General features: G+C 64.0%; 24 protein-coding genes. 10 read left to right on the top strand and 14 right to left on the bottom strand.

Annotated features, from left to right (window positions below; genetic code table 11):
* Position 1: 1 nt before the first annotated feature.
* Entirely contained in the window at positions 2–1,369 is a 1,368-nt protein-coding gene (locus ACTHLA_RS09070) for an NAD(P)/FAD-dependent oxidoreductase (RefSeq protein WP_440187649.1), read from the bottom strand.
* A gap of 195 nt (positions 1,370–1,564) precedes the next feature.
* Here ACTHLA_RS09070 and ACTHLA_RS09065 point away from each other — a divergent pair, with 195 nt between their 5' ends.
* From ACTHLA_RS09065 to ACTHLA_RS09055, 3 genes are read left to right on the top strand one after another with little or no spacing between them, the layout of a single operon-like run.
* Positions 1,565–2,155: a sigma-70 family RNA polymerase sigma factor gene (locus ACTHLA_RS09065; RefSeq protein ID WP_440187646.1), complete on the top strand. Its 591-nt coding sequence runs from the start codon at positions 1,565–1,567 to the stop codon at positions 2,153–2,155.
* A complete protein-coding gene (locus ACTHLA_RS09060) occupies positions 2,152–2,823 on the top strand; it encodes a ChrR family anti-sigma-E factor (protein ID WP_440187643.1) in 672 nt (223 codons plus the stop codon). Before ACTHLA_RS09065 ends, ACTHLA_RS09060 begins: the two co-directional genes overlap by 4 nt.
* Positions 2,823–3,209, top strand: a complete 387-nt coding sequence (locus ACTHLA_RS09055; protein ID WP_440187640.1) for a DUF2177 family protein — start codon at positions 2,823–2,825, stop codon at positions 3,207–3,209. Before ACTHLA_RS09060 ends, ACTHLA_RS09055 begins: the two co-directional genes overlap by 1 nt.
* Here the strand turns inward: ACTHLA_RS09055 and ACTHLA_RS09050 are convergent.
* Positions 3,200–3,616, bottom strand: coding sequence for a DUF2147 domain-containing protein (locus tag ACTHLA_RS09050; protein ID WP_440187637.1), 417 nt, complete (start codon positions 3,614–3,616; stop codon positions 3,200–3,202). The genes ACTHLA_RS09055 and ACTHLA_RS09050 overlap by 10 nt on opposite strands.
* Positions 3,617–3,760: 144 nt before the next feature.
* On the opposite strand from ACTHLA_RS09050, the gene ACTHLA_RS09045 reads away from it, so the two are divergent.
* Both ACTHLA_RS09045 and ACTHLA_RS09040 read left to right on the top strand, forming a co-directional pair.
* Positions 3,761–4,537, top strand: coding sequence for a DUF1295 domain-containing protein (locus ACTHLA_RS09045; protein WP_440187634.1), 777 nt, complete (start codon positions 3,761–3,763; stop codon positions 4,535–4,537).
* Positions 4,534–5,553, top strand: a complete 1,020-nt coding sequence (locus ACTHLA_RS09040) for an SAM-dependent methyltransferase (protein WP_440187631.1) — start codon at positions 4,534–4,536, stop codon at positions 5,551–5,553. Before ACTHLA_RS09045 ends, ACTHLA_RS09040 begins: the two co-directional genes overlap by 4 nt.
* On the opposite strand, the gene ACTHLA_RS09035 is transcribed toward ACTHLA_RS09040, so the two are convergent.
* The 4 genes from ACTHLA_RS09035 to ACTHLA_RS09020 are packed head-to-tail and all read right to left on the bottom strand — an operon-like array spanning position 5,544 to position 10,578.
* Positions 5,544–5,948: an ArsR/SmtB family transcription factor gene (locus ACTHLA_RS09035; protein WP_440187628.1), complete on the bottom strand. Its 405-nt coding sequence runs from the start codon at positions 5,946–5,948 to the stop codon at positions 5,544–5,546. The genes ACTHLA_RS09040 and ACTHLA_RS09035 overlap by 10 nt on opposite strands.
* On the bottom strand, positions 5,945–9,217 hold the full coding sequence (locus tag ACTHLA_RS09030; RefSeq protein WP_440187625.1) for an efflux RND transporter permease subunit: 3,273 nt from the start codon (positions 9,215–9,217) through the stop codon (positions 5,945–5,947). Before ACTHLA_RS09030 ends, ACTHLA_RS09035 begins: the two co-directional genes overlap by 4 nt.
* The gene (locus tag ACTHLA_RS09025; RefSeq protein WP_440187622.1) at positions 9,217–10,227 is read right to left on the bottom strand and encodes an efflux RND transporter periplasmic adaptor subunit; all 1,011 of its coding nucleotides are present in this window, start codon (positions 10,225–10,227) and stop codon (positions 9,217–9,219) included. The genes ACTHLA_RS09030 and ACTHLA_RS09025 overlap by 1 nt, the downstream gene beginning before the upstream one ends.
* Positions 10,228–10,245: 18 nt before the next feature.
* Positions 10,246–10,578 carry a rhodanese-like domain-containing protein gene (locus ACTHLA_RS09020; RefSeq protein ID WP_440187619.1) on the bottom strand — a complete coding sequence of 111 codons (333 nt, stop codon included), beginning with the start codon at positions 10,576–10,578 and terminating at the stop codon, positions 10,246–10,248.
* A 235-nt stretch (positions 10,579–10,813) separates the two neighbouring features.
* On the opposite strand from ACTHLA_RS09020, the gene ACTHLA_RS09015 reads away from it, so the two are divergent.
* The 3 genes from ACTHLA_RS09015 to ACTHLA_RS09005 are packed head-to-tail and all read left to right on the top strand — an operon-like array spanning position 10,814 to position 12,664.
* Positions 10,814–12,106, top strand: a complete 1,293-nt coding sequence (locus ACTHLA_RS09015; protein WP_440187616.1) for an NAD(P)/FAD-dependent oxidoreductase — start codon at positions 10,814–10,816, stop codon at positions 12,104–12,106.
* 2 nt (positions 12,107–12,108) lie between these two features.
* Positions 12,109–12,312 (top strand): YgaP family membrane protein, encoded by a 204-nt coding sequence (locus ACTHLA_RS09010; protein ID WP_440187614.1) that lies wholly within the window; start codon positions 12,109–12,111, stop codon positions 12,310–12,312.
* Between the two features lie 7 nt (positions 12,313–12,319).
* The gene (locus ACTHLA_RS09005; protein WP_440187611.1) at positions 12,320–12,664 is read left to right on the top strand and encodes a carboxymuconolactone decarboxylase family protein; all 345 of its coding nucleotides are present in this window, start codon (positions 12,320–12,322) and stop codon (positions 12,662–12,664) included.
* Positions 12,665–12,753: 89 nt separating this feature from the next.
* Here the strand turns inward: ACTHLA_RS09005 and ACTHLA_RS09000 are convergent, their stop codons facing one another.
* Positions 12,754–17,520, bottom strand: a complete 4,767-nt coding sequence (locus ACTHLA_RS09000; RefSeq protein WP_440187608.1) for an NAD-glutamate dehydrogenase — start codon at positions 17,518–17,520, stop codon at positions 12,754–12,756.
* A 513-nt stretch (positions 17,521–18,033) separates the two neighbouring features.
* Here ACTHLA_RS09000 and ACTHLA_RS08995 point away from each other — a divergent pair.
* Positions 18,034–18,441, top strand: a complete 408-nt coding sequence (locus ACTHLA_RS08995) for an MAPEG family protein (RefSeq protein WP_440187605.1) — start codon at positions 18,034–18,036, stop codon at positions 18,439–18,441.
* Here ACTHLA_RS08995 and ACTHLA_RS08990 read toward each other — a convergent pair whose 3' ends face one another.
* The gene (locus tag ACTHLA_RS08990; protein WP_440187602.1) at positions 18,442–19,665 is read right to left on the bottom strand and encodes an MltA domain-containing protein; all 1,224 of its coding nucleotides are present in this window, start codon (positions 19,663–19,665) and stop codon (positions 18,442–18,444) included.
* A complete protein-coding gene (locus ACTHLA_RS08985) occupies positions 19,662–20,279 on the bottom strand; it encodes a Tim44/TimA family putative adaptor protein (protein WP_440187599.1) in 618 nt (205 codons plus the stop codon). Before ACTHLA_RS08985 ends, ACTHLA_RS08990 begins: the two co-directional genes overlap by 4 nt.
* A gap of 188 nt (positions 20,280–20,467) precedes the next feature.
* Here ACTHLA_RS08985 and secB point away from each other — a divergent pair, with 188 nt between their 5' ends.
* Complete coding sequence (gene secB, locus ACTHLA_RS08980; RefSeq protein ID WP_440187596.1) at positions 20,468–20,983, top strand: protein-export chaperone SecB; 516 nt, start codon at positions 20,468–20,470, stop codon at positions 20,981–20,983.
* Positions 20,984–21,037: 54 nt separating this feature from the next.
* Here secB and ACTHLA_RS08975 read toward each other — a convergent pair whose 3' ends face one another.
* From ACTHLA_RS08975 to ACTHLA_RS08955, 5 genes are all read right to left on the bottom strand, one after another.
* Positions 21,038–21,253: a hypothetical protein gene (locus ACTHLA_RS08975; protein ID WP_440187593.1), complete on the bottom strand. Its 216-nt coding sequence runs from the start codon at positions 21,251–21,253 to the stop codon at positions 21,038–21,040.
* Positions 21,254–21,311: 58 nt separating this feature from the next.
* Entirely contained in the window at positions 21,312–22,016 is a 705-nt protein-coding gene (gene dnaQ, locus ACTHLA_RS08970) for a DNA polymerase III subunit epsilon (RefSeq protein ID WP_440187590.1), read from the bottom strand.
* Positions 22,017–22,161: 145 nt separating this feature from the next.
* Positions 22,162–22,608 carry a dephospho-CoA kinase gene (gene coaE, locus ACTHLA_RS08965; RefSeq protein WP_440187587.1) on the bottom strand — a complete coding sequence of 149 codons (447 nt, stop codon included), beginning with the start codon at positions 22,606–22,608 and terminating at the stop codon, positions 22,162–22,164.
* Positions 22,605–23,447: a shikimate dehydrogenase family protein gene (locus ACTHLA_RS08960; RefSeq protein ID WP_440187775.1), complete on the bottom strand. Its 843-nt coding sequence runs from the start codon at positions 23,445–23,447 to the stop codon at positions 22,605–22,607. The genes coaE and ACTHLA_RS08960 overlap by 4 nt, the downstream gene beginning before the upstream one ends.
* A gap of 8 nt (positions 23,448–23,455) precedes the next feature.
* Complete coding sequence (locus tag ACTHLA_RS08955; protein WP_440187584.1) at positions 23,456–24,046, bottom strand: Maf family protein; 591 nt, start codon at positions 24,044–24,046, stop codon at positions 23,456–23,458.
* Positions 24,047–24,057 lie beyond the last annotated feature (11 nt).

The following is a 24,057-nucleotide window of genomic DNA, read 5'->3' as shown; positions in this document are numbered from 1 at the left end:
CCTATTCCGCCGCCACGGCGAAGGCGTCTGCGGCCTCCCACGGATTGTAACGGATGCGGCTCAGCGACCAGTCGAAATCCCACGGACGGCGCACGCCTGAAATCGCCTCGGCGACCGCCAGACCGGCCTGAAGCCCGTCCTCATGGAAGCCGGAGCCGAAATAGGCGCCGCAGAACCAGCTATGACGCTGGCCCTGCAAATCGGCCAGAGCGCCTTGCGCGGCGATGGCGGCGGCGTCGAACAAAGGATGCTCGAAGTCGATGCGCTTGATCACCTTAGCCGGATCGGGCGCATGGGTCGGATTGAGCGTGACGAAATAGTCCTGCTGCGTCTGCAAGACCTGCAACAGGTTCATCCAGTAGGTGACGCAGAGCTGGCGGTCCGCGTCGCCGGTGCGCTCGCCGATATAGTTCCAACTCGACCAGGCGGCGCGGCGACGCGGCATCAGGCTCGCATCGGTGTGCAGCACGACCTCGTTGCGCGTGTAGGAGAAGGCGCCGAGAACGGCGCGCTCCTGCGCGGTCGCCGCCTCGCCGAGAATGCGTAAAGCGACGTCGGCGTGGGTGGCGAAGATCACCTCGTCGAACTCATACGACTGACCATGGCTGTCGCGCAGGGTGACGCCCCTGGCGTGGCGTTCGACCGCGACGACGGCGGTCGAGGTGCGGATACGGTCGCTAAAAGGCGCGATCAGCTTCCCGACATAGGCCTGAGCGCCGCCGATCACGCTGCGCCACAGGATGCGGTCGAGGATTTTCAGCAGGCCGTGATTCTCGAAAAAGGCGATAAAGGCGCGGAACGGATAGTCCATGATCTGCGCCGCCGAGGTGGACCAGATGGCCGCGGCCTGCGGCAGCAGATGGTCGTCGATAAAGGCGCGGCCATAGTTACGATCCTTCAGATAGTCGCCGAGCCGGTAGCCGGGGCGGCTGCGCGCTGCCAGGTCGCGCGGCGCCTCGCGGTAGAAGCGCACAATGTCGAGCAGCAGCGATAAAAAGCGCGGGCGGAACAGGTTGCGCGTCTGGGCGAACAGGCCGCGCAGACCCAGAGACGAATATTCCAGCCGCCCGCGGTCGATCGAAACGCCGAAGGACATATCCGACAATTGATGCGGGACATCCAGCGCACGGAACAACTGCACCAGATTGGGGTAGCACGGCTCATTGAACACGATGAAGCCCATATCGACCCACAGAGGCGCTTCCTTGGTCCCGACATTGACGCTGTGGCTGTGCCCGCCGACGCACGCCTCGGACTCGAACACCGTCAGTTCGGCATGATCGCGCAGGCTCCAGGCCGCCGACAGACCGGCTATGCCGGTTCCGACCACGGCGATACGGCGGCGAGACGAAGATGGGGTGTCGTGCATTATATACGTCCCGGTTGGCGGCTTACCCATTGAGTACGCGACCCCGCCGCCTGCGGATCACCTCATGCGCCTTGCGCCTGTCGGTGATCCACAAAGCCATCCGCCGCGTATTCAAAGCATATTTCATTCCAGCCTAGCGGCCCGTTACGGAAAATGACCTTTGACCGCGCCCTGACAATCAGGTCTTCTGCGCTTATGGACGAGAGGACAGACCCCATCGCCCGCCGACCCGATATTTCGGCGGAGGCGTTGATCCTGCGGATTGCGGAGCATCGCGACCGCGACGCCTATGCGCGCCTGTTTAGTCTTTATGCGCCGAGGTTGAAAGCCTTCGTCATGGGGCAGGGCCTGAACGCCGCCGAGGCCGAGGATCTGGCGCAGGACGCCCTGCTGAACGTGTGGCGCAAGGCGCACCTGTTCAACCCTGACAAGGCGTCGGGCGCGACCTGGCTCTATTCGATTGCGCGCAATCTGCGCATCGACCGCGCGCGCAAGGCCAGCCGCGCCAAGGATCTGCCCGAAGATCTGTGGGCGCCCGAAGCCGACAAACCGGCGGACGAGCAGATAGCCATCTCGCAGTCCTCCGGCGTGCTGGCGGCTTTGATCGAAGATTTACCGGACGAGCAGAAGACGATTCTGCGCCTGTCCTTTTTTGAAGACCTGTCGCATGGCGACATCGCCCGCACCCTGTCGATTCCGCTGGGCACCGTGAAGTCGCGGCTGCGTCTAGGCCTGACCCGTCTGCGTAACGGGTTCACGGCGACTGTATCTGGAGAGCGTTCATGACGACCCCGCATCACCATCCCGATGAAGCGGTTCTGTGGGATTATCATCGCGGTCGCCTGCCTGCAGGCATGGCGCTTGTCGCCCGCGCCCATATCGAGGCCTGCGCGCGTTGCCGCGAAGACCTGGCCCTGTATGACGCCATCGGCGGCGCGTTGCTCAGCACGGTTGACGGCGTCGATATGTCGTCTTCGGCGCTCGATCTGGCTCTGGCGCGCATCGAACGCCCTGACATCGAACGCTCTGAAGCGGGGAGGGCGCCGGCGAAGGCGAAACCCCATCGGGCCTTCCTGCAGGGCTTCGAACTGCCCGAATCTTTACGCGACGCGGCGATCCGCAACCGCTACTGGGCGGCGCCCGGCGTGTGGATGGCGCCCATCGACATCGGCGGGGAGGACGACGTCAAGACCTATCTGATGTTCGTCAAGGGCGGCATGGTCATGCCCGAACACAGCCACAGAGGTTTTGAGGCGACGCTGGTGCTGAAAGGTTCGTTCAGCGATTCCTTCGGAACCTATGAACGCGGCGATCTGGCCATCCGCGACGAAAACGACAGCCATTCGCCCGCCATAGCCAGCGCCGAGGACTGCCTGTGTCTGGTCGCGCAGGCCGGGACCATCATCCCGAAAACCTGGCTGGGCCGCATCCTGCAACCGCTGGCGCGCATCTGATGCGAAGCGTTCTGACCTATGCGGCGGTGCTGGCCGCCCTGCTGGCGCTGGACGGGGTGTGGCTGTCCACCACCTCGCCCATCTACCATGACGCCATGGCGAGCCTGCTGGCCGAGCGGGTCAATTTCGCCGCCGCGGGCGCTTTTTACGCGCTCTATGCGCTGGGCGTCACCGTGCTGATCGTCCTGCCGGGAGCGTCGCGACTGACCACCATGCTCAGAGGCGCGCTGTTCGGGCTCGTCGCCTATGCGACCTACGATCTGACCGCCTTGGCGGTGATCCGCGACTGGCCGCTGTCCTTAAGCCTGCTCGACATGGGCTGGGGCATGGTCATCACCGCCGTCGCCAGCCTGGCGGGCAGCCTGGTTCCGGGCCGTCAACCCTGACCGCGACCGTCATTCTCAAGCCGCGTCCAGTACGCGTCCTTGCAGATCAAACCGCCCAGCACGCAGCCGGTGGTGGTCATGCGGCGCGCATCTGAAATCGTCATGGTGAGCTTGTAGGTGAGTTTGCGCTGCGGATCATAGGCCTTGCCGGTCCACTGAGCGTCGCTGTCCTGACGCACGCTCATGACCAGCTTGTCGCCGACCTTTTCATTCTTCACCCCAGGGCGAATCCACAGATTCACCGCGCACAGATCGTCGCCGCACGGCGCGATGCGCACCCGCGCCTTGCCGTCGCCGCGCATCCATACGCCCTGCGGCGAGACGACGCTTCTGGCAGATGAGTCCTGCGCCACAGCAGGCGCGGATAGCAAAAGGGTGAGGGCGGCGGAGGCGAGCAACGGCTTCATCGGTCATCCTTGTCGAAACGTCCCCTAACGAGAAGCCTTACGCCCGCCAACCGGTTTCGGATCAGCCGCGCGCAATATCGCCGCCCGCTGAACCAGACGGCGGCGCCCGGCGTACCTTTTGCAGTTGCTGGTGGAAAAAGACCCATGACCGTCGCCTTCCTTCTTACTCTGGCGCTTGTCGCCGTCCTGATCATGAGCGGCGCCTGGCTGGCGCAGCGCCTGACCGGCATGAGCGGCTGGGTGGACACCATCTGGTCGCTGGGCGTCGGCCTGTGCGGGCTTATGGCGGCGGTCTGGCCGCTGGACGCCATGACGCCGCGCCGCTGGCTGCTGGCCGGGTTGATCCTGATCTGGTCGCTGCGTCTGGCCGGGCATATCGCCGGACGCACCCACGGCGGCGGCGAAGATCCGCGCTACGCCGAGCTGGCGCGTCAGTGGGGCGATAAATTTCCGCTTTATCTCTTCGGCTTCCTGCAAATTCAGGCCGCCGTGATTATCGCCCTGGCCGTCTCGGTGCGCTCGGCCGCGCTCAACCCGGCGCCGTTTCCGGCTGTCAGCGACCTGATCGGCGCATGTGTGACTCTGCTGGCCATTGCGGGCGAGCATCTGGCCGACGCGCAACTGCGCCGCTTCGCCAAAACCCATAAGGGCGGGGTGTGCGATCAGGGCCTGTGGGCGTGGTCGCGCCACCCCAACTATCTGTGCGAATGGCTGGTCTGGTGCGGCGTCGCCATCATCGCCTTCGATATGTCCTGGATGGCGCTGAGCGCCCTGATCGCGCCCGTCATGATGTACCTGCTTTTGACGCGCGCCTCCGGCGTGCCGCCGCTGGAGGCGCACATGCTGGCGACGCGCGGCGACGCCTTCCGCGCCTACCAAAACCGCGTTCCCCCCTTCCTGCCGTTACGGAGACCGTCATGAGCCTTCTGGTCAGCGCCGCCGAGCGCACCCCCCTGCCCAACGCCATAACTTTGGGCGCAATCGACCTCCTCACCGGCCAGACGCGTAAGGCGCTGCAAAAGGCCGGGACGGATGAGGCGGCCTTTGTCAGCGCCATGCGCGACTACCCGATCGCCGCCCACGCCGACGCCGCCAACCGCCAGCATTACGAGCTGCCGCCGGAGTTTTTCGCACATATATTGGGGCCGCACCGCAAATATTCGTGCTGCCTCTATCCGCACAAGGATGCGACTCTGGCCGAGGCCGAGGCGCACGCCTTGAGCGAAACCTGCGCCCATGCGGACCTGCGTGACGGCCAGAGCGTGCTGGAGCTGGGCTGCGGCTGGGGGTCTTTGTCGCTGTGGATGGCGGCGCATTATCCGAACAGCCGCATCATCAGCGTGTCCAACTCCGCGCCGCAGCGCGCCTTCATCCTGTCGGAAGCGCAAAAGCGCGGGCTCGACAATCTCAGCGTCGTCACCGCCGACATGAACGATTTCACCACCGATCAGCGTTTCGACCGCATCGTCTCGGTCGAGATGTTCGAGCATATGTCGAACTGGCGCGCCCTGCTGGAGCGCGCGCGCGGCTGGCTGAAGGCCGACGGGCGCCTTTTCCTGCACGTTTTCGTCAGCACGATGGGCTCCTACCGCTTCGATCACACCGACCGGAACGACTGGATCGCGCAATATTTCTTCACCGGCGGCGTCATGCCTGCGCAGGACCTGCCGCACCGCTTCCCCGACCTGTTTGCGGTCGAGGACGAATGGCGCTGGTCAGGGACGCAGTATCGGCTCACCGCGCTCGACTGGCTGAAAAACTACGACAGCCGCATGGATGCTATCCGCCCGATTCTGCGCAAGGTCTATGGCGCGGACGCCGAACTGTGGCGGCGGCGCTGGCGGCTGTTCTTTCTCGCCACGGCGGGCCTGTTCGGCCACGATAAGGGTCGCGCATGGCAGGTCGGGCATTATCGCCTGAAACCCGTTCAGCAGTAGATTTCCGACAGGGTCTTGATGATGCGGATCGCTGCGGGGTCTTTCAGGCTGTAATAGATGGTCTGGGCGTCGCGGCGCGTATCGACCAGCCCTTCGGCGCGCATCTTGGCCAAGTGCTGCGAGGTCGCCGACTGGGTCAGATGGATATGCTCGGACAGCTCGCCGACGCTGCATTCCTGATCGATCAGCTTGCACAGGATCAACAGGCGCTGTTCGCTGGCCAGAAGCTTCAACAGGCGGGCGGCGGAATGGGCGCTCTCTTCCAGTTCCGAGATTGTGGCGGGCGCGGCGGACAAATGCGAACACTCATGCAGAAGGTGGACAAGGTCCGGGACTTTGCCAGTCCCGGCGCCAGAGTCAACCTCGGCGTCGCGGCCCTTGGGTTTCGAGATCATGATTTTAACCGCTCATCGTCCGATTTCAGCGCGACATAGATGGCCGGAATGACCAGCACGGTCAGGAGGGTCGAGGACAGCAGCCCGAACAGCAGCGAAATGGCCAGACCCTGAAAGATCGGATCGGTCAGAATCACCGCCGCCCCGATCATGGCCGCCACGGCGGTCAGGAGGATCGGCTTGAAGCGCGTGGCTCCGGCGTCGAGTAGCACCTCTTTCAGCGGCCGGTCATAGCTGCCGTCCGGCAATTTGTGATGCCGGATGAAATCGACCAGCAGGATCGAGTTGCGCACGATGATCCCGGCCAGGGCGATAAAGCCGATCATCGAGGTCGCCGTGAACGGGGCGTGGAACAGGATGTGGCCGATGACAATGCCGATCAGGGTCAGAGGCACCGGCGTCAGGATGACCAGGGGCAGCTTAAACGATTTGAACTGCGCCACGACAAGGGCGTAAATGCCCAGCAGGGCCACGCCGAAGGCGGCGCCCATGTCGCGGAAGGTCACCCAGGTGATCTCCCATTCGCCGTCCCACAAAACCGTCGCATGTTGCTCATTCTCAGGCTGACCGTGCATGCGGATGTCGGGGGTTCCGATGGCGCCCCAGTTCGCGGCCTTGATCTTATCGTCGACGTCGAAGATGCCATAGATCGGCGCTTCGTACTTACCCGCCAGTTCGGCCATGATCATATCGACATTACGGCCGTCGCGGCGATAGAGGTGGGTCGAAGACTGATCATGGGTCACATCCGCCACTTCATCCAGCGAAACAAGGCGCGCGCCTTGCGCGGTCTGCGAGGTCGCTACCGGCATGGACAGAAGGCCTGAAGTCAGGGTGCGTTGCGACTGCGGCAGGCGCAGAGCGATCTGCAACGGCTCTCTCCCCTGGCCGCGGTTGGAATAGCCGAGCACCTGACCGTTCATCAGCGTGTTGGCGGCGGCATAGACCTGACCGTCGGAGACATTGAGCGCCTCCAGCTTGGTGCGGTCGGCATTGATATCGACGCGCGGTTGCGGCACGCCATAGGAATCATCGACATCGACAATATAGGGGATCGACTTGAAGATGCCCTTGACCTTTTCGGCGACAGCGCGTCGTGTGGCCAGATCGGGGCCATAGACTTCGGCCAGCAGGGTCGCCATGACCGGCGGTCCCGGCGGGGCTTCGACCACCTTCAGCACGCCGCCCGCGGGCAGCGGAATCGCCTTGAGACGATTGCGCAGGTCGATGGCGATGGCGTGGCTGGCGCGCGAACGCTTGCCCTTGGGCAGTAGCTGCACGTTCAGGTCGCCCTGTTCGGGGTTCATGCGGAAATAGTAGTGCCGCACCAGACCATTGAAATTGAACGGCGCGGCGGTTCCGGCATAGGAATCGATCGCCTCGACCTCCTTGAGCTGGGTGGCGATGCGTGCGGCCTGACCTAAGACGCGCTGGGTGGTTTCCAGCGTCGTCCCCTCCGGCAGGTCGGCGATGACCTGCAATTCCGACTTGTTGTCGAAGGGCAGCAGCTTCACCGTCACCGTCTTGGTGGCGAACATGGCGCATGCGGCCAAGGTCGCGACCCCGACTCCGATCAGAAAACGCCAGGCGGTCTTTTTATCCTTGATCACCTTTTCGGCGACGCGGCGATACAACTTGCCGATAAAGCCTTCGCTGTCATGGTGCGAGGTGACAACGTCATCATGCCGCCCCGGCAGGGCCTTGCGCGCAAAGCGGATCATCAGCCACGGCGCCAGAATGACGGCGACGAAGAAGGAGAAGATCATCGCCGCCGAGGCGTTGACCGGGATCGGCGCCATGTACGGCCCCATCAGGCCGGACACGAACAGCATGGGCAGAAGCGCGGCGACCACGGTGAGGGTGGCGATCACGGTCGGATTGCCGACCTCGGCCACGGCGTCGATCGTGGCCTGCACGCGTGTGCGCCCGTGTTCGGTTCCGACATCGGACATGGCCCAGTGACGCGAGATGTTCTCGATCATGACAATGGCGTCATCGACCAGAATCCCGATCGAGAAGATCAGCGCGAACAGGCTGACGCGGTTGATCGTGTAGCCCATCAGGTTGGAGGCGAACAGGGTCAGAAGAATGGTGGTCGGGATGACCACCGCCGTGACGCCCGCTTCGCGCCAGCCGATAGCGAAGCCGATCAGGATGACGATGGAGACGGTCGCCAGCGCCAGATGGAACAACAGCTCATTGGCCTTTTCATTGGCGCTCTCGCCATAGTCGCGCGTGACGGCGACATTGACGCTGGCCGGAATCAGCGGGCCTTTCAGCGCCTCGACGCGGGCCAGAATCGCCTTGGTGACGACGACGGCGTTGGCGCCCTGACGCTTGGCGATGGCCAGAGAGACGGCGGGGGCCTGCGACCACTGACCGCCCTTCAGTTCAGTATAGCGGAAGACCTGGCTCTGGTCCTGACGCGGCGCTTCGACCACGTTTGCGACATCCTGCACCAGAACGGGCTGGCCGGAAATCGACGGCACGGTGATGCGTCCGACATCCTGCGCGGTTTGCAGGGTCTTACCCGCCCCGACCAGCAGCGATTGGTTGTCAGCGCGCACAGCGCCGAGCGGCATGGCGGTGTTGGCGGCCTTGATCGCGCCGGTCAGGGCCTCAAGCGAGACGCCGTGGGCGCGCATCAGCGCCGGATCGGGTTCGATGCGGATCTCTTCCGGGCGGCCGCCGACAATGAAGGTCAGACCGACCTCATCGACCTTGGCGACCTCTGAGCGCAGCTTGACCGCCAGATCGTAAAGCGCCTGATCGGTGACGCGGTCGCCCGCGCCCGGTTTCGGGAACAGGGTCAGCACCAGGGCGGGCACGTCATTGATGCCGCGCTCCTGAATCAGCGGTTCGGCCACGCCCGCAGGCAGCCGGTCCATATTGGCCGAGATCTTCTCATGGATGCGGATGGCGGCGTTGTCGGGATCGGTGCCGACCTTGAAGCGCGCCGTCACCAGCACATGGTCGTCATCGACAAAACTATAGACGTGATCGACGCCGGACACGCTCTTGACGATAGCTTCCAGCGGCTTGGCGACCAGTTCGACGCCGTCGGCGGCGCGCACGCCCGGATCGGACACCGAAATGTCGATCATCGGCACGCTGATCTGCGGCTCCTCCTCGCGCGGGATCGACATGACGGCCAAAAGGCCGAGCAGGATCGCCACCAGCAGGAACAGAGGCGTCAGGGGAGAGTTCAGGGTGGCCTTGGTCAGACGCCCTGACAGGCCTAATCTGCCTGTCTTCGATGCCGGTTCCATTAGCGGGCTCCATAAGAGACGACGCGGTCGCCGGGGTTCAGGCCGCCGAGAATTTCCACATGCTGCGCGTCATAAGGCGCGGTCTCGACCGTGGTTTCCATGACGCCGCCCTCCTTTTGCGCCAGTTTCACATAGTCGAGGCCGTAGCGTGTGGTCACATAGCTGCGCGGCAGCAGGATCGCCTGACGCTTGCCCAGCGACACGAAGGCCGTCACCTTGGCGCCGACCGGCAGGGATTCAAACCCGGCGGGCGTGACATCGGCCTCGACCTGACCTTGCGTGACCGACGGATAGATGCGCGTGATCGAACCAGTGGCTTCGCGGCCATCGGCTTCGAGACGCACGCTCTGTCCGACCTGTAGCGCCTGGCTCTGACCTTCGGGCAGTTCGATGCGCACCACAGGGGCGCCGGACGTGATGGTGGCGATGGACTGACCCATCATGACGACAGCCCCCTTAGGCGCATCGACGGTCAGCACCTTGCCGGAATCGGGCGCATAGATGGCGCCCTGATCGCCATAGGCGGCGTTGGCCGCCGTCTGGGCGCGCGCGGCCCTGGTATTGGCCTCGGCGGCCTTCCAGGCGGCTTCGGCCTGATCAAGCGCGGCCTTGGCGTAAATACCCTTATCGTAAAGCGTCTTGACGCGATTATATTGCGCCTGCGCCTGCACGGCCTGAGCGTCCGCCGCCGCCGCCGCCGCCGCATAGGCCGAGGTCTGCGGCGCGATGCGCGAATCCTGCACGAAGCCAATGCGCTGTCCGGCCTTGACCTCATCGCCCTCCTTGACGCTGAGCGTGGTCAGCACGCCCGCCAGCCGCGCCGTGGCCTGCGCCATCTTGTAGCTGGTCACGGTGGCGGCCACCGGCTTGAGGTCATCGACCTGGGCGGAGGCGACAGCAAGCGTCGGCTGGCTGGAAGCGACAGGCGCCGGCGCGTGCGGCTTTTCGCCGCAAGCCGAGAGTCCGGCGCTTAACATCAAAACCGTGGCGAGGAGGGGGCGGGTGATCATGACGGGATCTCTTATATTCTAGCGCTGGGTCGGCAGGCCGTGGGCCTTCCAGGCGGAGAGGCCGCCCGCCAGATGGCGTTCGACATTGACATTATGCTGCTTGCACAGGCCTAAGGCGCGCGCCGAGCGCACGCCGCCAGCGCAATGCAGGACAAGGGTTTTGCCCTTCGCATCGGGCAGGGATTTCGGGTCGAAGCGCGACAGGGGCATGCTCACCGCGCCCTTGATGCGCTCGGCGCGATGCTCATCCGGCTCGCGCACATCGACCAGGATCAGCTCACCGGAATCAAGCCCGGCCTTCACCTCCGCAGGGGTCATATTGATAGGTTTGGGTCCGAAAAGTCCGAACATGGCTTGCTCCTTGCGACGCCGCCTTGTTCCGGATCATTTTCCGAAGACGCGCCTTGATTCAGAATGGTGTGGCCGGTTGTATAAAAGAATATTTGCATATTCATCATTTCTAATATACTGTCGCCGTCATCCTCGGTCAACCGGGTTTTTTTCGGAAATTTCCAGCCGGGAAAATTTCAGGCCGGAAATTTTTTAGGCCAGTAACTTTTAGGCCAGTAACTTTAGGGAGGAAACTATGGCCACACAGCAAAAGCCGCGCATCGTCATCCTGGGCGCGGGCCTTGGCGGCTCCATCGCCGCCTACGAAATCAAGGAAGCGCTCGGCGACAGGGCCGAGATCATCGTGGTCAATAAGGGCCACACCTACCAGTTCGTGCCGTCCAATCCGTGGGTGGCCGTCGGCTGGCGCAAGCGCGAGGCCATCGAGGTCGATCTGCGCCCCGTCTTCAAAAAGAAGGGGATCGCACTGCACGCCGAAGGCGCGACGCGCCTCGATCCGGCCCGCAATATCGTGCATCTGACCGGCGGGGCCGAGCTGGCTTACGACTATCTGGTCATCGCCACCGGCCCGGAGCTGGCCTTTGACGAGATCGAGGGCCTTGGCCCGCACACCGGCTTCACGCAATCGGTCTGTCAGGTCGATCACGCCGAAGCCGCCAGCAAGGTGTTCGACGCCCTGGCCGCCAACCCGCAGCCGGTGGTGATCGGCGCTGTGCAGGGCGCCTCCTGCTTCGGGCCGGCCTACGAATTCGCCATGATCGTCGATACCGAACTCAGAAAGAGGAAGGTGCGCGACCGCGTGCCGATGACCTTCGTGACCTCCGAACCCTATGTCGGCCATCTCGGCCTCGACGGCGTCGGCGACACCAAGGGCCTGCTCGAAAGCGAGATGCGCAACCGCCATATCAAATGGATCACGAACGCCAAGGTCAGCCGCGTCGAGGCGGGCAAGATGTTCGTCGAGGAACTGAGCGATGACGGCGCGCACAAGGCCGATCACGAACTGCCCTTCGGCTTTTCCATGATGCTGCCCGCCTTCCGCGGCGTTCCGGCGGTGCGCGGCATAGAGGGCCTGACCAATCCGCGCGGCTTTATCCTGATCGACAAGCATCAGCGCAATCCAAGCTTCACCAATATCTACAGCCTCGGCGTCTGCGTCGCCATCGCCCCCGCCTACAAGACCGCCGTGCCGGTCGGGGTGCCTAAGACCGGCTTCATGATCGAATCCATGGTCACCGCAGTGGCGCAGAACCTGAAAGAGGAACTGGCCAGTAAAGCCCCGACGCACGAAGCGACCTGGAACGCCATCTGCCTGGCCGATTTCGGCGACGGCGGCGTCGCCTTCTTCGCCCAGCCGCAGATCCCGCCGCGCAACATCAACTGGTCCGGCTCCGGCAAATGGGTCCACCTCGCCAAGGAGGCCTTCGAAGGCTACTTCATCGGCAAGGTCAAGGCGGGCAAGAGCGAACTCTTCTTTGAAAAAATGGCGCTGAACATGATGGGCGCCCACAAGCTGAAAGGTGAATAATCATGACCCTCGATAAGGCTGTGCTGGCCTTCGCCGGCTTCGTCGTCCTGCTGAGCCTGGCGCTCGGCCACTTCGTCAACCCGCTGTGGTACTGGCTGACGGCGTTCGCCGGGGCCAATATGTTTCAGGCGGCCTTCACCGGCTTCTGCCCGGCGGCGATGATTTTCAAAAAGCTCGGCGTCAAGCCGGGCGTCAGCTTCAAATAGGCGCGTCATGAGCAAATCCTATCCTGACGTCACCCGGCGCATCTCGGCCAATATCAAAACCCTGCGCAAGGATATTCCCGACGTCATGGCGGGCTTTTCCGCCATGGCGCAGGCGGCGGGCAAGGACGGCGCGCTGGACAAGAAGACCAAGGAGCTGATCGCCCTGGCCATCGGCATCGCCACGCGCTGCGACGGCTGCATCGGTTTTCACGTCGAGGCGCTGGTCCGGCTGGGCGCCAGCCGGGCCGAGGTCGAGGAATGCCTGGGCATGGCCATCTATATGGGCGGCGGCCCCTCGCTGATGTACGCCGCCGACGCCATCATGGCGTTCGAGCAGTATTCCGCCGCCTGATCTTAGCCGCCATCGGCGCGCTCATCCCCCCGCGCGCGCCGCGCCGCTCAGGTTGGAGGCTAAACCTGGCGGCGGTGGGCCGGACGCTGTCAAAGGCGTCCGGCCCATTCGCGCAGGCGCGCATTGACGATGCTGAGCTTGGCGAAGCTCCAGCCTCCTGTCTGCATATCGGCCATCATGGCGCGCAAGGGTTCGATCAGGTCGGCATTGTCCGCCTCCCAGGCCGCGATAATATCCTGCGGCTGATCGTTCAGGCTCATGCGCGCCATCATGGTCTTCACCACCGTCTTCTGCTCGGCCAGCACGTCTTCGATCAGACGGCGCGTCGCCAGCCGGTCCCACGGATCGGCGGAGGACAGCCCGCCCGCGCCTTCGCGCAACGAGTCAAAGCCGAAATGCGCGCCGGTCAGCTCATAAAGCGCGCGCGTCTTGTCGAGCGGCTTGCCGCGCATCTGCGCCAGGTCGATAATGTCCGGCGCATGGTGCAGACCCTCAAGCTGGGTCAGACGCGCCGCAATGTCGCCCTCCTCTGTCAGCAGGCTTTGCAGCCCTTCGGCATAGGGCGCGATCATGGCGTCGAGCGTCAGCGCGCCGCCCGCAAAGCGCCGCGCCATCCACCAGGTCTGATGGCGCACGAAGCGGGCGAGGCGCGCATACAGCGACAATTGCTCCGAGGCCGGAACGCGGTTGTCGAGCGCGTCAATCTGCGCCCACAGGGCCTTGACGCCGAACAGGCGGCGCGTCGCCTCGAAGGCCAGGGTCAGCCCGCCCGCATCGACGCCCGCGCCGCGCATCAGGCGGCTGGCGAAACTGGCCCCCGTCATATTGACGATCTCGTTGGCCAGCACGGTGGCGATGATCTCGCGGTGCAGCCGGTGTTCGCGGATCGCGCGCCCGTAGCCATGCAGGGCTGCCGGGAAATAGTTGGTCAGCACGTCGCCGAAGGCCGGGTCGTCGGGCGCGGTCGAGGCGATCATGTCGTCGAACAGGGTCAGCTTGGCGTAGGCGGTCGCCACCGCCAGCTCAGGCCGGTAAAGACCCAGCCCCTGCGCGCGCCGCGTCGCCATCAGGGCGTTGGACGGCAGGCCCTCAACCTTGCGATCGAGCCGTCCGCGTTTCTCCAGCCCGGTCATAAAGGCCTGAATCGCCTCATTATCCTCGCCTGCGCGCATCTCCTGCAAGGACAGGGCGAGGGTCTGATCGTAATTATGCCGCAGCACATGCTGCGCAACATCGTCGGTCATCGAGGCCAGCAGGGCGGTGCGTTTCTCCGCCTCCAGTTCGCCCGACGCGATCAGCGATCCGAGCAGGATCTTGATATTGACCTCGTGGTCCGAGCAGTCCACGCCCGCCGAATTGTCGATGGCGTCGGTATTGAGCCGCACCCCCGCCTCGGCGCAGGCGATGCGTCCGGCCTGCGTAACGCCCAGATTGGCGCCTTCGCCGATCACCAGCGCGCGCACCTCGTCGCCATTGATGCGGACCGCGTCATTGGCCTTGTCGCCGACATCGAGATGGGATTGCGACGCCGCCTTGATATAGGCGCCGATGCCGCCGAAATAGAGCAGCTCGACGCGCATCTTCAATATGGCCTGCATCAACTCGAACGGCGTCACCGCCTCGGCGTCGAGATCGAGCAGGGCGCGAATTTCGGCGGACAGCGGGATCGACTTCTGGCTGCGTGAAAACACCCCGCCGCCCTTTGAGATCAGGGCCTTGTCGTAGTCCTGCCAGCTTGAGCGCGGCAGGGCGAACATGCGCTGACGCTCGCGGAACGAGGTCGCCGGATCGGGATCGGGGTCGATAAAGATGTCGCGGTGGTCGAAGGCGGCGACCAGCTTCGTCTGTTCGGACAGCAACATGCCGTTGCCGAACACGTCGCCCGACATATCGCCGACCCCCGCCACGGTGAAGGTTTCCGTCTGAATGTCCTTGCTGAGGTTTGGGCCGATTTCGCGGAAGTGACGCTTGACCGCCTCCCAGGCGCCGCGCGCGGTGATGCCCATCGCCTTGTGGTCATAGCCGACGCTGCCGCCCGACGCAAAGGCGTCGCCAAGCCAGAAACCGTACTCGGCGGAGACGCCGTTGGCGATATCGGAGAAGGTCGCCGTCCCCTTATCGGCGGCGACGACCAGATAAGGATCGTCGTCTTCGTGGCGCACGACCTGCGCAGGCGGAACCACCTTGCCGGATGCGTCGATCGTGTCGGTCAGGTCCAAGAGGCCGCGCAGAAAGGTCTTGTAGGCGCGGATCGCCGCCTCGCGCACCGCGTCCGGCCCGCCGTCGCGCGGCAGTTTCTTCGGATAGAAGCCGCCCTTGGAGCCGACCGGCACGATGACGGCGTTCTTGACCTGCTGCGCCTTGACCAACCCCAGCACCTCGGTGCGGAAATCCTCGCGCCGGTCGGACCAGCGCAGGCCGCCGCGCGCCACCGGACCGAAGCGCAGATGCACGCCCTCGACATGCGGCGCCCAGACGAAGATTTCGCGATAGGGCTTGGGTTCGGGCAGGTCGGCCAGTTCACGGCTGGCGATCTTGATCGAGATATAGGGCTTGGGCTGGCCGTTTTCGTCGGTCTGATAGAAGTTGGTGCGCCGCACCGCGCTGATCACGGCGGCGAGACGGCGCAGCACGCGGTCATGGTCGAGGCTGGCCACGGCCTGCAACAGGTCGTCCACGCCTGCGCGCGCCCAGTCGATGCGCTCCTCGCGGTCCTGGTCGCGCATCGGGTCGAACTTGACGCGGAACAGCTCCAGCAGGGCGCGCGTCACATCGGGATTGTCGCGCAGAGCCGCCTGCTGGATATCGGGGCTGGGGTCGAGGCCGGACTGGACGCGATAACGGGCCAGGGCGCGCAACAGGGCGACCTCGCGCCAGCCAATCCCGGCCAGGGCCAGGGCGTTGAAGCCGTCATCCTCAATCAGGCCGTGGCGCAGCGCCATCAGGGTCGCCTCGAAGACCTCGCGGAAGGCGTCGAAACCGAGGATATGCGCTTTTGGCGCGCGCAGAATGAATTCATGCACCCAATAGGCGCCCCGTTCCGGCGCGCGCACCGCATGGCCGTACTCCTCCAGCGTCTTCACGCCCATATTGTCGAGCACGGGCAGGATGTCGGACAGGGCGATGGCGCGCTCAGCGCGGGTGTAGAGCTTATAGCGGAAGACGTTATCGGCGTCGCCTTCGCGGCGATAGGCGCGCACGGCCAGAGGCTCGGCCTCGCTCAAGGCCGCCAGTTGCGCGATGTCGAGCAGGGCCTCATCGACATCATAGCGCGCCGGATAGCTGGCCGGGAAGGCGCGCGCCCAGTCCAGCCAGTCGATCCCGGCTTCGGCTTTCGCGTTCAGAGCATGGGCCTGCACCTTCTGCGGCCACGAGCGCGTCATGTCCTCGATCTGCGCTTCGATGTCGGCGATGGCCGGATCGAGATGTTCGCCCGGCGTAAAGCCAATAATGTAATGGACGCAGGACAGCAGGGATTCGCTGATATAGGGATAGCTGGCCGAGACGCGCCCGCCATAGGCGCTGGCCAGAATCTCGCCCGCCTGTTTCTGCATCTGGGCCTGCCAGACCTCGCGCGGAATATAGAGCAGCACCGAGACGAAGCGGTCGAACGGATCGTTGCGCGCGAACAGCTTGACGCGCGGACGGTCGGCCAGGTGCAAGACGCCGCGCGCGATGCGCAGCAGGTCGGCCTCGCTCATCTGGAACAGTTCGTCGCGCGGATAGGTCTCCAGAATATTCTTCAGGCGGTTCTCATTATACCCGCCCTGCAAGCCCAGCGCCGCCGCCTCATGCAGCACATGACGGCATTTGCGCCGCGCCAGCGGCACTTCAAACGCGGGGCGGTCATAGGCTTCGGAGGTGAACAGGCCGACAAAGCGCAGTTCGCCCGATGGCCGACCGTCGGCGCCGTACCGCTTGACGCCGACATAGTCCATATAGACGCGGCGATGGACGCGCGATTTCAGATTGGCCTTGGCGACCGTCACCGGTTCGGAATTTTCAAGCTGGTTAAGGAGCTGGTCGCTCAGCACCGCCGGTTCGGAGGTGCGGCGCAGCACCTGACGCGACGCATCGCGCAGCACGCCGTAGCCTTCCTGTAACTGGCTCAACGGCTCCTGCCGGGCGTAGGAGCCGTCGGCGTTGCGCGGATAGGCGTAGCCCCTGGCGCCGAGAAAGACGAAATGGTTGGCGTCGATCCAGCGCAGAAAGGCGAGGTTCTCCTCAATTACCTGCGGGTCCATATGGAGCGCCGGATTGGCCTTCAGCGCCTCCAGCGCGGCGATCTCCTGCGCCATCAGCGCCTGCATGCGCGAAAAGTCATGCACGGCCAGCTTCAGATCGTTCAGGCTGTCGTCAAGACCTTGCAGGATGGTTTGGTGGCGCTCAGACGGCTGCCGGTCGATAAAGACCAGCATCATGGATTCCTTCACCGCCTCGCCTTCGTCTGAGACGCGCAGCCCCTGCGCGTCGCGGCGCACCGTGACCAGCGGGTGGAACATCGAGCGGATCGAGGCGCCCTGATCGATCAGCTCGCCCATGACGGTCTCGACGATAAACGGCGAATCCGCCTGCACGATCTCGACAACATCATAGCCGGACAGGGTCTGAATGCGCCGGTTCGTGCGGCCGCCTTCGCGCCGCTCGCCATAGCTCCAGGCGTCGGCGATCACCGCCTCCATATCCGCCGCCTCAAGGCCCGGCAATTCTTCCGGGTCGTAATCTTCCAGAATCTGCGACAGATAGGCCTTCTCCACCTCGCCCAGACGCAGCCAGTCGCGCGCCCCCAGTCGTTGCGCAAAACCCCGGCTTAAGGCTTCGCGGTCGTTGGCGGCTTTGGGAGTGTGTTCGTCCATGTTCGGTTCCTGCTGGCCCTGGAATGCGTCCGCTTATGGCGCGGTTTGATGTCCGGCATATCTAACAAATGCGGCGACGCTGGGAGTTTGATAATTTGGAATGAGATTATGAAAAAACCGCCGGCGCGTGGATCGGCGACCGGCGGTTTGGGGAAGGCGGGGCGGCAGTCCCATGGGGGAAAAGACCACGGCCCCGTGGGCAGAAAAACGCTCATCGCACCCGGGCTACGGCGCGGCGAGGTCTGAAACCTGGCCAGAAGGCACAGGTTTCGATCGCAACAAGGTATCATGATGCGCGAGCCGCCGCCAGTTTCACGTCTTCACAGTTGCGTGACGGATGGGTGGGCGGAAAGGTTAAGTTTTACGGTTAATTCAACCTTATTTTAGCATTTACGCCCATAATTCGGATTAAAGCGCTTTTCGATCTGATGGCATCAGATCGGCGCTCTAAGTCTTTGTTGTCTCGCTCTTCCTTATCCAAAAAGTGGAAGCACTTTTTGGGGAAATGCTCTAATGATTCAACCCGTTCTCGCCCTGATCGCCTGGTCGATGGTCATGCTCGTCTGGCTCTATGCCCGGCGCGTGCCTCTGCTTGTGCGCTATGCGCTGAACGAGGTGAGGCTGAACAGCTCCGACGCGGTGCGCCGTCTGCCGCCGCAGGTGCAGTGGCCCGCCGACAATTACAACAATCTGATGCAGCAACCGACCCTGTTCTATGCGCTGTGTCTGGGCATTCATGTCTGCGGGGTCAGCAATCTCGATTTGGAATATATGGCGTGGCTGTACGTCGCCCTGCGCGTCACGCACTCCATCGTGCAATCGACCTGGAACATCACCACGATCCGTTTCTGCCTGTTCCTGGCCAGCTCCGGCGTGTTGGGCGTCTTGTGCGTGCGGGCCTTGCTGTTGATTTTCAGATAGTTACTGCGCCGGAACGATGCGCCACATGCGCAAATTATGCTTGATGCGCCCGGCTTCGACGCCCGCACGCTGGCCGTGGCCGACATAGAGGTCAGCGCGCACATCGCCCTTGATGGCGCCGCCGGTGTCGAGCGCCGCCGTCAGGCGCTGATAGGCCGGAAAGGCGTCGTCGAGGCCGTTGACGCCTGCGTGGGCGTCGAGCCAGAACAGGTCGCCATAGTCATGATAGACCGGATCGACCGCAATGGCCGAGCCCGGCGGCAGGGGCAGGCCGGTCGCGCCCAGAGGCTCGGTCTGGTCAGGCTTGATGACAAAGAAGGCGTAGCGCGGATTGGCGTTCATCACCGCCTGCGCCTCCGGGCCGCGATGCGCGGCCAGCCAGGCGTGGATAGTGTCGCCGGACGTTTCGTTGCTGGCCAGAAGGCCCTGCTGAACCATCACCTTGGCGACGCCAACAAAGGGCTGGCCGTTATCGGCGGCGTAGGCGGCATAGACGCGCGAACCGTCAGGCAGATCGAGAAACCCTGAGCCCTGCAACTGCATGAAGAAATAGTCTTCGGGGCGCATGTAATATTGCGTCGCGGGGTCCGGCGGCAGGGCTTCAATCTCGGCGCGGGTGTAATAGGGCAGGTAGAGGCCGCCAAGCTTGCGCGCGGCGATATGGGTTCCGGTCTGGCGCGGCGTCATCTGCGCGCCGTCGACATAGACAAGGTCGGCGGGTTTGCCGCGCACGGGCTGCGAAAACTCGGCGCTCGGCGTCAGTTGCGCGTCGTAATCCGGCACGAAATAGCCGGTCAGCAAGCCGGTCTTCTGCTGCGCCGGATCGACGGTTTCGACCTGCAAATGGCTGTTCAAAAAGGCGCGGATCTGTTCCGGGCTTTCAAAATCCTGCTGCGCCATGGCCGCGCACACCACCGCATATTGCCGTCCCCCCTTATAGGCGCAGGCGCCGCGCAGAGCTTCGAGCGCGATAAACGGATCGCTGTCGGCCCAGCCGGGCAGGGTGTCCAGCCGCTTCGACAGGGCGACCGGATTGTAGCCCGTCTCAGTCGGCGCGGTTTCAGATGGCGGCGTCTGGCCGGGGTTCTGGCCAGGGGTCTGCGACGGCGTCTGAACGCCCATGGACGGCGGCGTCACCACCGGCGATACAGGCGTCTGCGCACAGGCGGCCAGCAGCAGAGCGGCGCCGCCGAGCGCCAGTGTCAGAACCTGCCGCAGCCTCACGCCTTGGCCGCCTCGACGCGGGTCAGGGTCCACGGTCCGGCGGCGCCCTTATAGGCGCGCTGGAAGGTCCAGTATTCAGCGGCGCGACGGTAAAGAATGTGCGGCTTGTCGCCCTCTGCGGCGGGGGGCGTCTCATACGCCATTTCCGACAGGAAGCGCACGCGCACCTGCGCGGTTTCGTCCTTGAAATCAATGGCGTCGATATCGGCCTTGGGCGGCTCGACAAAACTCAGCGTGTCTTTGGCCGGTTCAGGCCGCGCCGTGATGGCGTCGGCGAAGCTCTGATAGACGCGCTCGCCCAGCCGTTCCTTGACGGCGGCCAGATCGCCCTTGTGAAAGGCGATGACCACCTGCTCATAGGTTTCGCGCGCCTTGTCGAGAAAATTCAGCTCATTGAAGCTGGCGTCGCGCGTCTTGAGCGCGTCGAGGCTGGGATTACGCGATTCCAGCAGGCGTTCAGGACGCCCCGCCGTTTCGATCTCGCCGGACTTCTGCGCGCCTAGCGCCTTGTCCTCGACGCGGAAGCCGACCTTGCGGCCCAGCACGTTATAGAGGTTCACCAGAATGACCAGGGCGACCACGGCGAAAATGACAAGGACGGCGACGTTGTTCACGATGGACTCACATGGCTTCGATGCGGCCTTAACATCTGCCGCGCTTCGCCCAATATATAGGAAGAAAGTTTTGGAAGGCGACTCTTCGTTCGATTGCTTAAAATTTTCTTATCTGTTAGCAGGCTTGTCACACTCATTTTGCGCGCTGCGCGCGCGACGATCAAACCTATTCCGGAGCTTATGCGTTCATGACCGACACACCTGACACCAACGCGCCCGAAGGCATGCCGCAGCAGCCGCAACCGCAGATGCAGGTTCTGGCGCAGTTCATCCGCGATTTCTCATTCGAGAATCCGCGCGCGCCGGAAAGCCTGCGCATGGAAGCGCGCCCCGATGTCGATCTCGGCGTCGAGATGAGCGCCAAGGGCCGTCCCGACGGTCTGTTCGAGGTCGATATCAAGCTGACCGTCAAGGCCTCGACGACAGACGGTCCGATGTTCGCCATCGAACTGGTCTATGGCGGCCTGTTCCAGCTCGGCAGCATTCCCGAAGCCATGGTCGAGCCGACCCTGCTGATCGAATGCCCGCGCTATCTGTTCCCGTTCGTGCGCCGCATCATCGCTGACGCGACCGCCGACGGCGGCTTCACCCCGCCGTTCCAGCTCGATCCGATCGACTTTGCGACGCTTTATATGCAGCAGCGCGCCCAGATCGAAGCCCAGCGCGCCGCCGCCGTGGCGGGCGAAGCGGCGGGGAACGCCTGAGCCTTTCGCCTGAAAACCTGGAAAAGAAGCCCGCTGGTAATCCGGCGGGCTTTTTTATCGGCAATTGCTGGCGGCTTCCTGCTGCATCGGAGAAGGCGTATTCGGACCTTCAGCCTTTGCAGGGGCTTGCGGCGGCGCGCATTTGGGCAGGGTCAGAGGTTTCTCCGGTGTGGTGTAGGCGTCCGCCGGCTGGCTGACGCGGGCCAGATCGGCGCAACCGACCAGGCTAACGACGACGATCAGTCCGGTGAAAGCGGCAACGATGCGCATGGCGGGCCCCCTTTGAAACCAAAGCGGCTGTCACCGTCGCAACCTATTATGGCGAAGTTCAGGCCGGGTTTGCCGAGGCCCACAGCGCCTTGTCCTTCAGATATTTGGCGACGAACTGCGCGTGCGCCTCGGCTTCTTCGGGGTGAATGCGCGGTTTGAGCGGGCGCGGGCGCGGGCCGTAGCCGGTATGGGCCGCGGCTTCGGCGGCGGCGGCCACGGCGGCGGCCATTTCGAGATTGAGACCGCGCTCCTTGCCGCCCAGCAGCTCCAGATACACAGAGGCCAGAAGGCGGGCGTCGATCAGCGCGCCGTGCAGGTCGCGTTCCGCCAGCGAGATGTTGAAGCGGCGGCACAGGGCGTCGAGCGAATTGGCGGCGCCGGGAAAGCGTTTGCGCGCCATGTCGAGCGTGTCGAGCCATTGATGGTCGGGCGTCGGCATCCGCCCGTGCAGCTCCAACTCCATATTGATGAAGCCGCGGTCGAACGGCGCATTGTGCGCGATCAGGCGCCTGTCGCCAATAAAGTCGAGCATGGCCTCGACCACATCGGCGAATTTCGGCTGGCCGCGCACCTTTTCGTTGGTGATACCGTGGACCCGTATCGCATCCGGCTCGATCTCGCGTTCCGGGTCGATATAGTAATGAAAGGTGCGCCCGGTCGGCAAAAGGTCTTCGATCTCGATACAGCCGATTTCGATCAGGCGGTGACCCTTGCGCGGGTCGATCCCCGTGGTTTCGGTGTCAAGAACGATTTCGATAGCCATATCAGTCGCCCCGTCCCTTCAGCTCCGCAATGATGTCACGCACCTGTTCGCGGCAGGCGTCAAGGCTTTGTGACGTGTCGATGACATAGTCAGCGCGGCGGCGTTTTTCAGCATCTGGAATCTGGCGCGCCAGAATGGCGGCGAATTACTCTTCGGTCATGCCGGGCCGGGCCAGTACGCGCGCGCGCTGATGTGCGTGCGGCGCGCTGACCACCACCACCTTGTCAAGCTGGCGCTCCGCCGCTGTCTCATACAGCAGCGGAATATCGGCCAGCACCATCGCCGCGTCGGCATGGCGGGTAAAAAACCCGACACGGTCCGCGATGACGCGCGGATGCACCAGAGCGTTCAGGCGCTCAAAGCCGTTCGGATCCTGATGCAGGGCGGCGGACAGTTTGACGCGATCGACATGGTTATCGCTCAGAACATCGCCGAACGCCGCCGTCAAGGACGCTTTCAGCGCCTCATCCTCGGCGTAGAGGCGATGCACGGCGGCGTCGGCGTCCCAGACGGGAACGCCCTCATCCGCGAACATGGCCGCTATGGTCGATTTGCCCATGCCTATCGAGCCGGTCAGACCCAGACGGATCATGCTTCACCCAGAAAGCGCAGCGCCAGGTCGCGGATGTCGAAGCCCGGCCACGGCTCGACGCCGTAAAAGGCCTGAAACGACGGGCGCGCCTGTTCGATCAGCATGTTCAGGCCATCGACCGTGGCGAGGCCGCGCGGCTCGGCGCTTTGCAGAAAGGCGGTTTTGAGCGGGCGGTAGGTCATGTCCATGACCGCAGCCGTATCGGGCAGGGCGTCAAGCGGCGGATGCGGCCCGCCGGACGCGGCGTTGATCACCGCGCAGGCGCCTGCGAAGGCGCGTTCGGTCTGGGTCAGGTCAAAGGCGGTCACGCCGGTCTGAAATGCGAACACCAACTCCTCGGCGCGCGCCAGGGTGCGGTTGATGATGCGCACTTCCGGGCAGCCCTTGTCGAGCAGGGCGGCGACCACCGCCCGTGCCGCGCCGCCCGCGCCGAGGATCGCGACCGGCGCCGAGGACAGATCGCAATCGGGCGCCTGTAGCTCGAACGCGCGGATCAGGCCGTGGCCATCGGTGGAGTCGGCATGGACATAGCCGTCTTCGTCAAAGGACAGCAGGTTGGAGGAACCGGCTTTTTTCGCCGTGTCGCTGACCGTATCGGCCAAAGCCAGGGCCTGCGCCTTGAACGGGGCGGTGATGTTCAGGCCTTTGACGCCATTCGAGCGGCACGACAGGATCAGCCGGTCGAAGCCATGTTCATCCTTCGGCGCAAACGGGGCATAGACGCCGTTCAACCCCATCTGCCGCAGCCAGGCCGTGTGCAGGAACGGGCTGAGCGAATGGTGGATCGGTTGGCCGACCACGCCGGCGACGAGGGCCGCGCCGGTCGGGAGATGGTTCATCGGGTCGGTCACTGTATCACCTTCATATGACGGAGCTGCGCCAGCAGCGGCAGCAGGGGCAGGCCCAGCACGGTGAAATAGTCGCCGCGGATGGAGTCGAACAGGTTTACGCCCAGGCCTTCAAGCTGATAGGCGCCGACGCTGGACAGTATCTTATCGCCGGCTGCGTCGAGATAGGCGTCGATGGCGACGTCGCTCAAAGTCCGCACGGTCATGTCTGCGGTTTCGACGTTCGACCAGACGATGGCGCCGTTTTCCGCCAGAGCCTGCGCCGCATGCAAATAGTGCGTCTTGCCACTCATGCGCTGCAACAGTCGGCGCGCGGCGGCGCGATCCGGCGACTTGCTGATCAGATCCTGTTCGAGTTGCAGCACCTGATCGCCGCCCAGCACGAGGCCGGGGTGACGCAGGGAGACATGGATCGCCTTGGCTCTGGCCAGTTCGAGCGCAACCGCCTTGGGGCTGAGGGCGCGGGCAAGGGCGTCGTCCTTGAGGGCGTCTTCATCGAGATCGGCGGGAATCTTGTCGAAGACGAGACCGGCGCCGGTCAGAAGTGCGGCGCGAGAGGCGGAGGCGGAGGCGAGGGTCAGGTGGGTCATGGAGCGACTTT

It is taken from the genome of Asticcacaulis sp. (genome assembly GCF_051956075.1).
Classification (GTDB): Bacteria; Pseudomonadota; Alphaproteobacteria; order Caulobacterales; family Caulobacteraceae; genus Asticcacaulis.
This window is presented reverse-complemented; position numbering and strand designations above follow the sequence as displayed.

Excerpts from the sequence above, each read along its gene's own strand:
- ACTHLA_RS09070 (WP_440187649.1), bottom strand. The coding sequence starts at position 1,369 with ATGCACGACACCCCATCTTCGTCTCGCCGCCGTATCGCCGTGGTCGGA.
- ACTHLA_RS09065 (WP_440187646.1), top strand. The coding sequence starts at position 1,565 with ATGGACGAGAGGACAGACCCCATCGCCCGCCGACCCGATATTTCGGCG.
- ACTHLA_RS09060 (WP_440187643.1), top strand. The coding sequence starts at position 2,152 with ATGACGACCCCGCATCACCATCCCGATGAAGCGGTTCTGTGGGATTAT.
- ACTHLA_RS09055 (WP_440187640.1), top strand. The coding sequence starts at position 2,823 with ATGCGAAGCGTTCTGACCTATGCGGCGGTGCTGGCCGCCCTGCTGGCG.
- ACTHLA_RS09050 (WP_440187637.1), bottom strand. The coding sequence starts at position 3,616 with ATGAAGCCGTTGCTCGCCTCCGCCGCCCTCACCCTTTTGCTATCCGCG.
- ACTHLA_RS09045 (WP_440187634.1), top strand. The coding sequence starts at position 3,761 with ATGACCGTCGCCTTCCTTCTTACTCTGGCGCTTGTCGCCGTCCTGATC.
- ACTHLA_RS09040 (WP_440187631.1), top strand. The coding sequence starts at position 4,534 with ATGAGCCTTCTGGTCAGCGCCGCCGAGCGCACCCCCCTGCCCAACGCC.
- ACTHLA_RS09035 (WP_440187628.1), bottom strand. The coding sequence starts at position 5,948 with ATGATCTCGAAACCCAAGGGCCGCGACGCCGAGGTTGACTCTGGCGCC.
- ACTHLA_RS09030 (WP_440187625.1), bottom strand. The coding sequence starts at position 9,217 with ATGGAACCGGCATCGAAGACAGGCAGATTAGGCCTGTCAGGGCGTCTG.
- ACTHLA_RS09025 (WP_440187622.1), bottom strand. The coding sequence starts at position 10,227 with ATGATCACCCGCCCCCTCCTCGCCACGGTTTTGATGTTAAGCGCCGGA.
- ACTHLA_RS09020 (WP_440187619.1), bottom strand. The coding sequence starts at position 10,578 with ATGTTCGGACTTTTCGGACCCAAACCTATCAATATGACCCCTGCGGAG.
- ACTHLA_RS09015 (WP_440187616.1), top strand. The coding sequence starts at position 10,814 with ATGGCCACACAGCAAAAGCCGCGCATCGTCATCCTGGGCGCGGGCCTT.
- ACTHLA_RS09010 (WP_440187614.1), top strand. The coding sequence starts at position 12,109 with ATGACCCTCGATAAGGCTGTGCTGGCCTTCGCCGGCTTCGTCGTCCTG.
- ACTHLA_RS09005 (WP_440187611.1), top strand. The coding sequence starts at position 12,320 with ATGAGCAAATCCTATCCTGACGTCACCCGGCGCATCTCGGCCAATATC.
- ACTHLA_RS09000 (WP_440187608.1), bottom strand. The coding sequence starts at position 17,520 with ATGGACGAACACACTCCCAAAGCCGCCAACGACCGCGAAGCCTTAAGC.
- ACTHLA_RS08995 (WP_440187605.1), top strand. The coding sequence starts at position 18,034 with ATGATTCAACCCGTTCTCGCCCTGATCGCCTGGTCGATGGTCATGCTC.
- secB (WP_440187596.1), top strand. The coding sequence starts at position 20,468 with ATGACCGACACACCTGACACCAACGCGCCCGAAGGCATGCCGCAGCAG.
- ACTHLA_RS08975 (WP_440187593.1), bottom strand. The coding sequence starts at position 21,253 with ATGCGCATCGTTGCCGCTTTCACCGGACTGATCGTCGTCGTTAGCCTG.
- dnaQ (WP_440187590.1), bottom strand. The coding sequence starts at position 22,016 with ATGGCTATCGAAATCGTTCTTGACACCGAAACCACGGGGATCGACCCG.
- coaE (WP_440187587.1), bottom strand. The coding sequence starts at position 22,608 with ATGATCCGTCTGGGTCTGACCGGCTCGATAGGCATGGGCAAATCGACC.
- ACTHLA_RS08960 (WP_440187775.1), bottom strand. The coding sequence starts at position 23,447 with ATGAACCATCTCCCGACCGGCGCGGCCCTCGTCGCCGGCGTGGTCGGC.
- ACTHLA_RS08955 (WP_440187584.1), bottom strand. The coding sequence starts at position 24,046 with ATGACCCACCTGACCCTCGCCTCCGCCTCCGCCTCTCGCGCCGCACTT.